The 13395-nt window shown below is 73.0% G+C and carries 10 protein-coding genes; 2 read left to right on the forward strand and 8 right to left on the reverse strand.

Going from position 1 to position 13395, the window contains the following annotated elements; genetic code table 11:
- Window position 1: 1 nt before the first annotated feature.
- From BLT76_RS23040 to BLT76_RS23065, 6 genes are read right to left on the reverse strand one after another with little or no spacing between them, the layout of a single operon-like run.
- On the reverse strand, window positions 2–1711 hold the full coding sequence (locus BLT76_RS23040; protein ID WP_090860659.1) for a choice-of-anchor P family protein: 1710 nt from the start codon (window positions 1709–1711) through the stop codon (window positions 2–4).
- Window positions 1708–2418, reverse strand: a complete 711-nt coding sequence (locus BLT76_RS23045; protein WP_090860660.1) for an ABC transporter ATP-binding protein — start codon at window positions 2416–2418, stop codon at window positions 1708–1710. Before BLT76_RS23045 ends, BLT76_RS23040 begins: the two co-directional genes overlap by 4 nt.
- Window positions 2415–3236 carry an ABC transporter ATP-binding protein gene (locus tag BLT76_RS23050; protein WP_090860661.1) on the reverse strand — a complete coding sequence of 274 codons (822 nt, stop codon included), beginning with the start codon at window positions 3234–3236 and terminating at the stop codon, window positions 2415–2417. The genes BLT76_RS23045 and BLT76_RS23050 overlap by 4 nt, the downstream gene beginning before the upstream one ends.
- Window positions 3223–5208, reverse strand: a complete 1986-nt coding sequence (locus tag BLT76_RS23055; protein WP_090860662.1) for an ABC transporter permease — start codon at window positions 5206–5208, stop codon at window positions 3223–3225. Before BLT76_RS23055 ends, BLT76_RS23050 begins: the two co-directional genes overlap by 14 nt.
- Before the next feature lies 1 nt (window position 5209).
- Window positions 5210–6778: an ABC transporter substrate-binding protein gene (locus tag BLT76_RS23060; RefSeq protein WP_139175820.1), complete on the reverse strand. Its 1569-nt coding sequence runs from the start codon at window positions 6776–6778 to the stop codon at window positions 5210–5212.
- Window positions 6779–6838: 60 nt separating this feature from the next.
- Complete coding sequence (locus tag BLT76_RS23065; protein WP_090860664.1) at window positions 6839–8329, reverse strand: ABC transporter substrate-binding protein; 1491 nt, start codon at window positions 8327–8329, stop codon at window positions 6839–6841.
- Window positions 8330–8431: 102 nt separating this feature from the next.
- Here BLT76_RS23065 and BLT76_RS23070 point away from each other — a divergent pair, with 102 nt between their 5' ends.
- Complete coding sequence (locus BLT76_RS23070) at window positions 8432–9628, forward strand: GNAT family N-acetyltransferase (protein ID WP_090860665.1); 1197 nt, start codon at window positions 8432–8434, stop codon at window positions 9626–9628.
- Between the two features lie 9 nt (window positions 9629–9637).
- On the opposite strand, the gene rlmB is transcribed toward BLT76_RS23070, so the two are convergent.
- Entirely contained in the window at window positions 9638–10597 is a 960-nt protein-coding gene (rlmB, locus tag BLT76_RS23075) for a 23S rRNA (guanosine(2251)-2'-O)-methyltransferase RlmB (RefSeq protein ID WP_090860666.1), read from the reverse strand.
- Window positions 10598–10667: 70 nt separating this feature from the next.
- Window positions 10668–12044 carry a cysteine--tRNA ligase gene (gene cysS, locus BLT76_RS23080; RefSeq protein ID WP_090860667.1) on the reverse strand — a complete coding sequence of 459 codons (1377 nt, stop codon included), beginning with the start codon at window positions 12042–12044 and terminating at the stop codon, window positions 10668–10670.
- 93 nt (window positions 12045–12137) lie between these two features.
- On the opposite strand from cysS, the gene BLT76_RS23085 reads away from it, so the two are divergent.
- On the forward strand, window positions 12138–13388 hold the full coding sequence (locus BLT76_RS23085; protein ID WP_090860668.1) for a C39 family peptidase: 1251 nt from the start codon (window positions 12138–12140) through the stop codon (window positions 13386–13388).
- Window positions 13389–13395 lie beyond the last annotated feature (7 nt).

A 13395-nucleotide genomic window follows, 5' to 3' on the forward strand; every position in this document is an offset into this window, starting at 1 on the left:
GTCACGCCTTTCGGAGGTCGGGCAGGCCGCTGTCGAGGCCGTGCGAGCAGGAGGCGCCGCCGCCGAGGGCGGCCGCGCCGAGCCGGCGCAGGTAGCTGCCGGCGACGGCGGCCAGGGCGATGCCCCCGAGGAGCAGCAGGCCGGGGATGGAGAAGAGCGGGGGCAGCCCGGCGGCGGCCGGGGCCGAGGGCGGCAGGTCGCCGGCCGCGGACGCGTCGGCGTCGGTCGGGGTCGTCGGCGCCCCCGTCCCACCCGGAGGTACGGCGGACCCGCCGCCGGCTCCGGCTCCCGACCCGGCGCCGGCCGCGGGCTGGTCGGCCCCCTCGCCGCCGGGGGCCGCCGGCGTCTCGGGCGTGGTGGCCGGGACGTCCGGCGGGACGATGCCCTGGACGGTGTCGACCTCGCTCTCGGCCGACCCGAGGGTCAGCACGACGCGCGGCGCCAGGTTGGGCAGGGCACCGAGCAGGCTCTTCAGGACGGCCGCCTCGGGCGGGAACGGCACGTTGGCCAGGATCGTCGCGAGCGGGAGCTGGCGGAGCACCGGCGAGAGGACCGCCGTGTCGATCTCGACCTGCAGGGCGGCCAGCGCGGTGGACGCCTTGTCGCCCTCGACGACCTTCTCGGGCGTCGGCAGGGTGAGGGTGATGCCGAGCATCTTCAGCGCCTTGGCCGCGTCGTCGGGCAGCCCGGGGATCGTCCCCGACCGACCCACCGCGGTGTAGCCGTCGGGACCGAAGGCGAACTCCTGGCCGGCGATCGTGATGGTGCCGAACCGGGCCGCGCCCGCGGGCACGCCCAACTTCCCGTCACTGGAGGACGTCGCGGTGGCGTGGATGCCGGAGATGGTCACGATGCCGCCGAGCAGCCGGACGTCGCCCAGCGAGGCGCGCGACGTGGTGACGACCTGACCGTCGGCGACCTCCGACTTCGAGCTCGAGACGTAGCCGCCGAGGTCGACCAGCGCGCTCAGCGCGGGCGGAATCTGGCAGGCCGCCGTCTCCTCCGCGACCGGCTCGTCGGCCGCGGCCGGCTCGGAGGCCTGCGCCGCGGGCGGCTGGTTGGTGGTGGCGCTGCTGGTGCTCAGGCCGGGCAGCGCCGCGGTCAGGGCGCCGAGACCGCCCGGGAGCTCGGGCAGCGGCAGCGCCGGGAGCCCGGGCAGCGCCGGGAGGCCCGGAAGACCCGGCAGGCCCGGTGCGCCTCCCCCGCCCGATGCCGGCGCCGAGACGTCGCAGTCGGACGAGAACCCGGTGGAGGCGCTGACCGCGCCGTCGCCGGAGGTGGTGCGCATGACGGTGCCGGGGAACGGCTCGTCGGTCTCGCTCTCGGGCCCGGCCGGGAACTGCGAGTTGACCTGCACCGGGTAGCCCTGGGCCGCGATCGGGCCGGCCAGCTCCGGCGGCAGGCCGAGCTGCTCGACGATGGTCTTGAGCCCCTCGCCGACCGGGTCGCCCGGCCAGAGGTAGCTCGACCGGCCCTGCGAGCTGCTCGAGTCGGCCTCGACGGTGCTGTAGCCGAACGACAGCTCCAGCTGGGGCGTGGCCGGCACCGGGATGGTCGGCTCGTAGATCTCGAGCTTCACCGGCGTCGCCTTCGCGGAGGTGCTGTAGCCGCTGAACGGCTTCTTCTCCTCGGCGGCCGCGGGACCGGCGCCCCACGGGAGAACGGCGGCCACGAGGCCGGCGGCCAGGAACGGTACGACGAACGGCTTCATGCCGCGCCTCCCAGGATGACGTCGGACATGGTCTCGAGGATCTCGGCGGGCTCGCCGGTGGCGACCACGCGGCCGCCGGACATGACGGCGGCGTAGTCGGAGACCCGCAGCGCGGTGCGGGCGAACTGCTCGATGCAGAGGATGGAGACGCCCGACGCGGCGATCTGGGCGACGGTCTCGTAGAGCTCGTCGACGATCAGCGGCGCCAGGCCCATCGACAGCTCGTCGAGCAGGAGCAGCGCCGGGTCGGAGGCCAGCGCGCGGGCCATCGCCAGCATCTGCTGCTCGCCGCCCGACATGGTGCCGGCCAGCTGGCCGCGGCGCTCGAGCAGGCGGGGGAAGTAGGCGAACGCCGTCTCGAGGACCGCCTCGGCCGGGACGCCGGCGTACGACATCAGGGTGAGGTTCTCCTGCACGGTCAGGTTGGGGAAGACCGAGCGCCCCTCCGGCACCGTGCACAGCCCGAGCCGGGCGAGCTCCTCGGGCGGGGCGCCGCGCACGTTGACGCCGCCCAGGTGGACGTCGCCGCTCGTCGGCGACTTCACGCCCGAGATCACCTTGGTCAGCGTGGACTTGCCGGCGCCGTTGGGCCCCAGCAGGGCCATCACGGCGCCCTTGGGGACGACCAGGTCGACGCCGCGCAGCACCTCGATGCGACCGTACGCCGCGTGCAGGTCGACGATCTCCAGGATCGGCACGCCGCTCATCGGACCTCCTCGTGGACCACGGGCAGCACCTGGGTGACGGTGGCGGGATCGTCGGCGCTGTCAGCGCTGTCAGCGCTGTCAGCGGCGTCCTCGACGTCGGAGTAGCCGAGGTAGGCCTGCTGCACGGCCGGGTCGGAGCGGATCAGCGACGGCGGGCCGGAGGCGATCACCGAGCCGAAGTCGAGCACGTGGATGTCGTCGCAGACGCCCATCACCAGGTCCATGTCGTGCTCGACCATCAGGATCGCCCGCCCCTCGGCGGCGAGCTCCTGCAGGAGCTCGCCGAAGGCGTCGGTCTCGGTCTCGTCGAGGCCCGACGACGGCTCGTCGAGGAGCAGCAGCTTGGGCTGGCCGGCCAGGCAGCGGGCCAGCTCGAGGAGCCGGGCGGTGCCGGTGGGGATCGAGTCGGCGCGCTCGCCGGCGTACGACGCGATGCCGACCCGCTCCAGCAGGGCGTCCACGTCGGCGGACGACGGGCGGATCCAGCCGATCGGCCCACGGTGGATGTCGAAGGCGACCCGGACGTTCTCGCGCACCGACAGCGACCCGAACGCCTCGAGGCGCTGGAAGGTGCGGCCCATGCCGCGCTTGGAGCGGCGGTGCACCGGCAGCCGGGTGACGCCGCGGCCGTCGAAGCGCACCTTCCCGCGGGTCGGGCGCTGCAGACCGCTGATCACGTTGAAGCAGGTGGTCTTGCCGGCGCCGTTCGGCCCGATCAGGCCGGTGATCCGGCCCGCGTGCGCGGCGAAGCTCGCGTGGTTGACCGCGGTCACCCCGCCGAACTGGACGACGACGTCGTCGACCTCAAGGAGCGACATGGGCGGGCACCTTCCTGCTGTCGGGCCGGGAGTCGGGACGCTGGTCGGCCAGGCCGGGTACGACGGCCTCCGCGGGCGCGTCGACCTCCCCGCGCTCCGGGAGCCGCGGCAGCCGCTCCCGGACCTGCGGGAGCAACCGGGTCTCGGCGAGCCGCCCGACCCGGAACAGCTGGTTGGCCAGCCCGTTCGGGTCGCGGCCGGCGGCGACCGCGCCGAAGCCGATGACGGCGAAGATCAGCCCGGCGATGCCCGGGTGGTCGCTCTGCATGACCGGGAGCAGCATCAGGCCGATGCCGCCGAGCGTCGCGCCGGTCACCGAGGTGACGCCGAAGACGACCGCCAGCAGGAGCAGCGGCAGGCTGTTGAAGAACTGGAAGTCGGCCGCGCCGATGGTCTGCCGCAGCCCGGCGTACAGGGCCCCGGCGAGGCCGGCCATGCCGGCGGAGAGCCCGAAGAGCGCGACCCGGAACCAGCGCAGGTCGAGGCCGAGGGTGCCGCACGCGGCCGGGCTGTCGCGCATCGCGATGAGCAGCCGGCCGACCGGGCCGCGGCGCAGCAGGAGCAGCGCCAGCGCGGTCAGCACGAAGAAGACGGCCATCAGCATGACGTAGCCGCCGGTGCTGGTGATCGAGGTGCCGAGCACCGACATCCGCTCGGCCGGCAGGGTGCCGTTGAAGCCGAACGCGAATTCGGCCTGGAAGACCATCTTGTCCATCAGGTAGGCGAAGGCCATCGTCGACAGCGCGAGGTAGAGCCCCGTCAGCCGCAGCACCGGCAGCGCCACCAGCGCCCCGACGCCGGCCGCGATCAGGGCCGAGAGGGCCAGGCCGTAGAGGTTGGGCTCGTCGAGCTTGGCGTAGGCCAGCGCCCCCACCCCGGCGAAGGTGAGCTGGGCCAGCGAGACGTGGCCGCCGTACCCGGTGAGCAGGACCAGCGAGAGCATCACCATCGCGTACGTCGCCGCGGTGCCCACCAGCAGCAGGTCGGAGTCGGCGAACGAGCCGGCGAGCAGCGCCACCACGAGCAGCAGCGCAGCGCCCCAGCCGACCGACTTGGTCATCGACGGCAGCGGCGCGGAGACGATGCCCTTGACCTGGCCGATCCGCAGCTGGGCCTGCGGCATCAGCACGATCACCAGGAACAGGAACAGCGCCGGGATGACGTTGCGGACGCTGTTGAGCAGCCCGTCGGTCGGCAGGTAGCCCGAGGCGTACGACGTCGCCAGCCCGAGCGCCATCGCGCCGGCGAAGGTCATCGGCAGGCTCTTCAGCCGACCCAGCATCGCGGCGGCGTACGCGTTGATGACCAGCAGCGTCAGTGCGTAGTAGTCGAGGCCGACCTGGGAGACGAGCAGTACGCCGGCCAGCGCGGCCAGCGCGACCCCGATCGCCCAGGAGAGCGCGGCCGCGGTGTCGGGCTTGCCGCCGAAGAGGCGCAGCAGCTCGGGGTTGTCGACCGAGGCCCGCATGGCCGTGCCGATGCGGGTGCGGTTGAGCAGCAGGTAGAGGCCGAGCGCGGTCGCGGCCGAGAGCACGATGGTGAGCAGCTGGTGGCCGGTGATGATCACCCCGCCGACCTCGAAGGACGTGGTCGGGAAGAACGGGAGGACCGAGCGCGCCTCCGGCGGCCAGATCTGGGTGGCGAAGCCGATGCACCCGACCAGCAGCCCGACCGTCACGACCAGCGCCACGCTGACCGGGCCCTCGCCCAGCCCGCGGGTGACGAAGCGCTGCAGCAGCCAGCCGGTCGCCGGGGCGACGACCAGCAGCACCAGCACCAGGGCCAGCCAGGTCGGCAGTCCCTGCCGGACGCTGAAGTCCCAGAAGACGAAGGACATCACCATGCCGAGCGCGCCGTGGGCGATGTTGAAGACCCGGGTCGTGGTGTAGGTCAGCACCAGCCCGCTGGCCGCGATGGCGTACGCCGCGCCGCTGAACAGGCCGAACACGGTGAAGGCCAGGAACGTGGTCACATCAGCCTCCCAGGCCGGTGTCGGTGAGCGGTCCGCAGAGGTACTTGCCGGGGGAGACCTTCTTCCAGGCGCCGCCCTGCTGCCGGATGATCGAGACGCAGTTGGTAGTGGTCTCCGCGCCGACCTGCTGGGGCGCGTGGATGCCGTTGCCGGTCCAGTCCTTGACCTTGGCCAGCGACTGCACCAGCGTCTGCCGGTTCAGCCGCCCGCCGAGCGCGACGGCCTGCTGGACGAACAGCCGGGCGGCCGACCAGGCGTAGACGCCGTAGGTGTTGGGCTCGGCGTCCGGGTCGACCTGCGCCAGCCAGGCCCGGTAGAGCTCCATCTCCTTGTTGCTGAAGTCGTCGAACAGCCCGGTCTGCGAGTAGACGTAGACGCCGTCGGCGTACTCCCCCGCCTCGTCGACGTAGCGCTGGTCGTGGATGGTCGCGTCCTGCAGGAAGATCTGCGGCTCGAACCCCTGCTGGGCCATCGCCTGCTGCAGGCGCACGGTGAACTGGTAGGGGCCGGTGTAGTTGACCAGCTTCACGCCCTTGTCCTTCAACTGCTGGACGTAGGGGGCGTAGTTGAACTCCGAGGTGTCGATGCCCTGGAAGACGGTGACGTTCCAGCCGTTCTTCTTCCACGCGGCCCGGAAGTTCTCCGCGTTGTCGGGGGCCGCCCCGGCGTTGACGTAGAGCATGCCGACGCTCTTCACGGCGTCGGGCGCGGTCTTCTTGAAGTACTGCGGCATCGCCGAGGGCACCTGGTTGGGCTTGACGGCGTACGCCGCGAAGCAGGTGCGGCAGGCCGTGCGCTCGGCGGAGACGGAGTAGGAGCGGACGTCGGGCAGGCCACACTTCTCGGCCGCCGCCGCGCCGCCGTAGTCGAAGGCCGACTGGGACCCGACCGCGGCGAACGACTTCTCGCAGGCGGTGGTGTACGCCTGGTTGTCGGCGCCGGCGTCCGCGCGACTGTCGAGTGCGGCCACCTTCAGCTTGCGCCCGCAGATGTCGCCGGTGCTGTTGAAGTAGGCGACGTAGGCGCGGGTCGCCTGCTGGGCGGACTCGAAGATGCCGGGCACCGGGCCGGAGATGTCCGAGGCGTTCGCGATCGTGATCGTGTCGGCGGTGATGCCGGTCTGGTTCTTGAAGCCCGCGCAGCCGCCGGCCTTGGTGCCGCCGTCCGCCGCGTTCTCGCCGGATCCGCTCGTGCCGCCGCCGCCCGGGGCGGCGGCCTGGCCACCACCGCCGGAACCAGCACCGCCGGCCGGCGCGGAACCGGACCCGGACCCGGCGGGCGCCGAGGCCGCCGGATCGGCACCCGGGACCGGGGCCTCGACGCCCTCCGGGACCGTGCCGTCCGCGGCGGCCCCGCCGGAGCCGGTGGCCCCGGTGTCGGCGCCGGTGCGGGCCACCGTGTCGGGATCCAGCCGGGAGCCGCAGGCCGCGAGGGCGAGCGAGAGGGTGAGCGCGAGCAGGGTGGCGCCGACGGCGGCCCGGCGGGCCCTCGTCGTACGCCCATGTGACCGTCCGAGACCGGTCGTCATGGCGTCCTCCAGGAAGTAGAACACGTACCAGTAACGAGTCACGGTGCCAAAGGTGACGGGGGCCACACAAGGATTTCGGACGAGAAACGTCCGATCACTGGCTCAGCCCACGGAGGTGATGCCGGAGCACTGGTACTTCGTGCCGCCGACCGGCTTCCAGGCGCTGCCCTTGAGCTGGATGAAGCGCCAGCACTCGCCGGTCTGCTTGGCGCCGACCTGCTGCGGGGAGTGCAGGTCGTTGGCGGTCCAGTTCTTCACGCCCTTGACCTGGGCGATCAGCCCGGCCCGGTTCAGCTTGCCGCCGAGGGCGATCGACCGCTCGACGAAGAGCCGGGCCGCCGACCACGAGAACAGGCCGAAGAACGACGGCGTCGCGCCGGGCTTCACCTGGTCCAGCCAGCCGAGGTAGAGCGCGAGCTCCTTGTTCTTCGCGGCCTCCTCGAACGGCGTGAAGTTCGTGAACACCACGGTGCCGTCGACGGCGTCGCCACCCTCGGAGACGTACGCCGGGTTGTAGTCGGTCGGGTCGCGCAGGTAGAGCTTCGGCTGGTAGCCCTGCTGCTGCATGGCCTGCCGGAGCCGGACCGACTGCTGGTAGGCGCCGGTCCAGAAGACGACCTCGACCTTCTTGTCCTTCAGCTGCTGGACGTACGGCGCGTAGTTGAACTCGGTGATGTCGATGCCCTGGACGACGTCGAACTTCATCCCGCGCTTGCCCATCGCCTTGGCCTGGACCACGGAGTTCTGGGCGGCCGCGCCGGCGTTGATGTAGAGGAACCCGGCGTGCTGGCCGGCCGAGCCGTAGTTCTTCAGCACGAAGTCGGCCACGGCGTTCTGGTGCTGGCCGGTGTTCGTCGACTGGGCGCCGAAGCAGGTGCTGCAGGCGCTCCGCTCGCGGGTCACGGCGGCCGAGCGGAGGTCCGGCAGGCCGCACTTCTCCGCGGTGGCGGCACCGCCGGAGTCGAAGGCCGACATCGAGCCGACCATCGCGAAGGTCTCCTCGCAGGCCTTGGCGTAGGCCTGCTGGTCGGCGCCGGCGTCGGCGCGGGTGTCGTAGGTCTTGAGCGCGAGCTTGCGACCGCAGACGTCGCCGGTGCTGTTGAAGTAGGCGACGTAGGCGCGCACCGCGTCCTGGCTGGCCTCGAAGATGCCGGGCACCGGCCCGGAGATGTCGGAGGCGTTGCCGATGGTGATGGTCTTGTCGGTGATCCCGGGGCCGTTCTTGAAGCCGTCGCAGGTCGCCCCCTTGACCCCGCCGCTGGCGCTGTTGGCGCCCTTGCCGCCGTCGGTGCTGCCGGCCTTGCCGCCGCCGCCGGCCGCACCCGCGCCCCCGGACCCGCCGGCGGCCGCACCGCCGCCCCCGGACGCGCCGGCACCCCCGGCCGCGGCCTCGCCGCCGCCCGCGGTCGCCGCCCCGGGCACCTCGCCCGCCGGGACCTCGCCGGCGGCGGGCACGCCACCGTCGGCCGTCGTACCGGCTCCCCCGGCGCCGCCGTTGACCTGGGACACGGTCTGGGGATCGAGCTGCGAGCCGCACGCCGCGAGGAGCAGGGCGAGCAGGCTGACGAGCAGGGCCGAACAGCGTCGGGACACGACGATCTCCCTCGAAGTAGAACAGGTACCAGTTCTTCAACGAGGTCCCGCGGCAAAGGTGACGGCGGCCACACGTGGGCGGCGGGCCGTAGGTTGCTGCCCATGGCTGAGCGCGTGACCCGACCGGTGACCGTCGAGGACTTCGAGCCGTCCGTGACCCTGGGCCTGGAGGCCTTCGGGACCCCGCCGGCGGGGACGTCGGTCCCGACGGCCGCGGAGTTCCCCTACCCCGGCCGGCACAGCTTCGGGACCTTCGAGGACGACCGACTGCTGGCCCGGCTGATCGGCCGGGAGTACCACTCGTGGTTCCGCGGCGTCGAGGTGCCGACCTGTGGGATCGCCGGGGTGACGGTGGCGGCCGAGCACCGCGGCGAGGGCCTCCTCGGTGACCTGCTCGGAGCCGTGCTGGCGGACGGGCGCACCCGCGGCGAGGTGATCTCGACGCTCTACCCGACCGCGCCCGGCATCTACCGGCCGTTCGGCTACGAGGTCGTCGGCTCCTACGACACCGTCGAGGTCCCGACCGCCGGCTTGGCCCAGGTGCGCCCGCCCGTCGACGTCACGGCCCGTCGCGCGACCCTGGACGACCTGCACGCCGTCCGGGAGGTGTACGACGCCTGGGCCGCGCAGCAGAACGGTCCGCTGACCCGCCGCGGCCCGTCGTTCCCCACGACCGACGAGGAGCTGCTCGCCGGCTTCACCGGCATCACCGTGGCCGTCGACGCGGACGGGGCGGTCGTCGGCTACGCGTCCTGGGACCGCGGTCAGGGGTACGGCGCCGCCGCGCGACTGGAGGTCTTCGACCTGATCGGCCTGACCCCGGACGCGTGCCGCGCCCTGTGGCGGGTGCTCGGCAGCTTCGCCACCGTCGTCCCGGCCGCCCGGGTCCGCACCTCGGGCGCCGACCTGGCCCGGCTGGTGCTGCCCTTCCTCACGTGGAGCGTGGTCGAGACGCACCCCTACATGCTCCGCGTCGACAACGTCTGTCGGGCGTTCGAGGCACTGCCGCTGGCGGGCGCGGCCGTCGTACCGCTGCGGGTGGTGGGTGACCGGCTGAGCGTCCTGGACGGCGACTACCGGCTGGAGGTCGGCCCGGACGGCGTCCGCTGCACGCCGTCCGCCGCCGACCCGGCCGCGACCGTGCTGACCCCGCACGGCCTGGCCCTGCTCTGGTCGGGCGCCCAGTCCTGCGGCAACCTCCGCCTGGCCGGCCACCTCACCGACGGCTCACCCGCGGACGACGCCGCACTGGACGCCCTCCTGGGCGGCCGCCAGCTGCACGTGCGGGACTACTTCTAGAGGCCCCACCTATCTCCGGGCGCGCGCCTCGGAGATCGCGTAGAGGGTGACGCTGGCGGCGACTCCGGCGTTGAGCGACTCCAGTTGGTTGGCCATCGGGATGGAGACCAGCTGGTCGCAGGTCTCGGCCACCAGGCGCGAGAGGCCGCCGCCCTCGGCGCCGACCACGACCACGAGCGGGCCGTCGCCGAGTCCCTCGGGCGCGACCAGCTCGGGCAGCGTGACGTCGCCGTCGGCGGCCAGGCCGACGACCATCAGGCCGGCGTCCTGGAAGGCCTTCAGCTGCCGGACCAGGTTGACGGTCTGGGCGACCGGGATCCGGGCGGCGGCGCCGGCGCTGGTCTTCCAGGCCGAGGCGGTCATGCTCGCGGCCCGGCGCTCGGGGATGACGACGCCGTGGGCGCCGAAGCCGGCCGCGCTCCGGACGATGGCCCCCAGGTTGCGGGGGTCGGTCACCTGGTCGAGGGCCACGATCAGCGGCGCCTCGGCGTTGGCCGCGGCGGCGTCGACGAGGTCGTCGGGGTGGGCGTACTCGTACGGCGGGATCTTGGCCGCGAGCCCCTGGTGGACCGCGCCGTTGGTCAGCCGGTCGAGCTCGTTCTTGCTGACCTCGAGCAGGCTGATCCCGGCGTCGGCGGCCAGCGCGAACGCCTCGCGCAGCCGGCCGTCGCGCTCGGCGCCGGCGGCGACGTACACGCCGGTGACCGGCACGCCCTCGCGGAGCGCTTCGACCACGGAGTTGCGGCCGGCGATCCACTCGATGTCGCTGCTGGAGCGCTTCCGCGGACGGGTCGCCGCGGCCTTCTCGGCGCGCTTCACCGCCTTGTGGGCCTGGTGGTAGGGCCGGTCCTTGGCCTTCGGCGTCGGGCCCTTGCCCTCCAGGCCGCGCTTCACGCGGCCGCCCGACCCGGCGGTCGGCTTCTTGGCGGTCTTGCGGATGGCGCCCTTGCGGCTGGAGTTGCCTGGCACGTCAGTGCTCCTTGGATCGGTGGTCGAGTGGCTCGCGAGGGACGAGCGGGCGTGTCGAGACCCCTGGCATCTAGATCAGCGTCCACTTCGGTCCGGTGGGGGTGTCCTCGACCTCGATGCCGGCCGCCTTGATCCGGTCGCGGATCGCGTCGGCGGCGGCGAAGTCCTTGGCGGCGCGCGCGTCGGCACGGGCCTCGAGGAGGCCGGCGACGAGGGCGTCGACGGCACTGGTCAGCTTGGCGTCGTCGCTCGACGCGGCGCCCCAGGCGGGGTCGGCCGGGTGCAGGCCGAGCACGTCGAGCATGGCGAGCACCTGCCCGGCGTACGGCGTGGGGTCGTCGGCCTTGTTGCCCTCGCGCACGGTGTCGTGCAGGACGGCGACGGCCGCGGGCGTGCCGAGGTCGTCGTCCATCGCGGCGACGAACGCCGCCGGCAGCTCACCGGGCTCGACGTCGCCGGCCCGCTCGAGGAAGCCCTCGATGCGCCGGAACCCGACGGCGGCCTCCTCGAGCGCCTCGAAGCTGAACTCGACGTGGCTGCGGTAGTGGGCGGCGACGAGGTAGAACCGCAGCTCGATCCCCCGCACCCGCTTCAGGACCTCAGGGATGAGCAGCGAGTTGCCGAGCGACTTGCTCATCTTCTCGCCGGCGGTGGTGATCCAGGCGTTGTGGAACCAGTACGACGCGAACGCGTGCCCGGCCGCCCGCGACTGGGCCTGCTCGTTCTCGTGGTGGGGGAAGCGCAGGTCGACGCCGCCGCCGTGGATGTCGAAGGCGGTGCCGAGGTACTTGCCGGCCATGGCGGAGCACTCGATGTGCCACCCGGGCCGCCCCGGGCCCCACGGGCTCGGCCAGGACGCGGTCTCCGGCTCGGACTCCTTGCGGCCCTTCCAGAGGGCGAAGTCGCGCGGGTCGCGCTTGCCGCGCGGGTCGGCGTCCTCGGCCGCCTCCATGTCGTCGAGGCGCTGGCGCGTGAGCTCGCCGTACGACGACCAGCTCCGGACGTCGAAGTAGACGTCGCCGGAGCCGTCCTCGGCGGCGTAGGCGTGCCCGCGCGAGATCAGCCGCTCGATGAGCGCCAGCATCTCCGGGACGTGGCCGGTCGCGAGCGGCTCGTAGGTCGGCGGGTCGACGTTGAGCGAGGCGTACGCCGCGTCGAGCTCGCGCTTCATGGCCGCGGCGAGGTTGTACCAGGGCCGGCCCTGGGCGGCGGCCTTGGTGATGATCTTGTCGTCGATGTCGGTCACGTTGCGGATGAACGTGACGTCGTGGCCGGTGTGCCGCAGCCAGCGCTGCAGGACGTCGAAGTTGACCGCCGACCGGACGTGCCCGACGTGCGGCTCGGACTGCACCGTCAGGCCGCAGAGATAGAGGCCGACCTTCCCCTCCTCGAGGGGGACGAAGTCACGGACGTCGCGCGTGGCGGTGTCGTAGAGCCGGAGGGTCACCCCCCGAGTCTAGAGATCGCGGGCCCGCGCGGCGGCATCCGCGGATCCTGTGACTGCTGGGACGGATGGGACTCACCGGCGTATCGTGGCCGGGTGCGTCTTCCCCTCGCCGTCGTGCTGACCTCCGCTGCCCTGCTCGCTGCTCCGCTGACCGCCGTACCGACGGCCTCGGCGGCGCCCGCCCGGGCCACCGCCCGCACCGTCCTCCACACCGGCTGGGACACCACCGCCGAGCTGCGCAAGGGCACGGTCAAGGGGGCCAAGGTGCGCGCCGGCCGGGTGGTGCTGACCAAGCCGACCGCCACCCGCCGCTACGCCGGCAAGACGTACGACGCCGCCAGTTGGACCTCGCCGTGGGTGAAGCCGCGCTTCGGGCTGACCCAGCTGATCCCCTCGTGGTCGGCCACCACCCCCGGCGACTCGTGGATCGAGGTCAAGGTGCGCGGGAAGGCCGCTGACGGCGCCCGGTCGAGCTGGGACGTGCTCGGACGCTGGACCTCCGGCGACCGCTACCTCAAGCGCACCAGCGTCTCCGGCCAGGACGACGACCTGGCCGACGTCAACGTCGACACCTGGGTGGCCTCGAAGGCGGCCGGCCTGACCTCCTGGCAGGTGCAGGTCGTCCTGCTGCGCAAGACGGGCACCACCAAGGCGCCCTCCCTCGACGCGGTCGGGGCGGTCGCGTCGCGGCTGCCCGGCACCGCCCCGGCGACGTCCAAGCCGGGCGTCGCGCGCGGCATCGTGCTCGACGTCCCCCGCTACTCGCAGATGATCCACGACGGTCACTCCCCTCAGTGGGGCGGCGGCGGCGAGGCCTGGTGCTCGCCGACCTCGACCTCGATGGTGCTCGGTTACTACAAGTCGCTGCCGCGGGCCAAGGCCTACTCCTGGGTGCCCCAGCGGCACACCGACCCGTTCGTCGACCACGCCGCGCGCTCGACGTACGACCGCGACTACCGCGGCACCGGCAACTGGCCGTTCAACACCGCGTACGCCGCTCCGCTGGCCGGCCACGCCTTCGTCACCCGGCTCACCTCGCTGCGCCAGGCCGAGCGGCTGATCAAGGCCGGCATCCCGGTCGTCGCATCGATCTCGTTCCCCCGCGGCGGGCTGTCCGGCGCGCCGATCTCGTCGACCAACGGGCACCTGCTGGTGATCGTCGGCTTCACGGCCACCGGCGACGTGGTGGTCAACGACCCGGCCGCCTCGACCCGGGCCGGCGTGCGTCGTACCTATGACCGCGGCCAGTTCGAGAAGGCCTGGCTGCCGACCTCCGGCGGTCTGGTCTACGTCATCCACGACGACGAGCACCCGCTGCCGGCGGGTGGCGCGGGGGCCTGGTAGCCGCCGC

Origin of the sequence: Nocardioides lianchengensis, from assembly GCF_900101465.1 — a bacterium.
GTDB classification, from domain to species: domain Bacteria; phylum Actinomycetota; class Actinomycetes; order Propionibacteriales; family Nocardioidaceae; genus Nocardioides; species Nocardioides lianchengensis.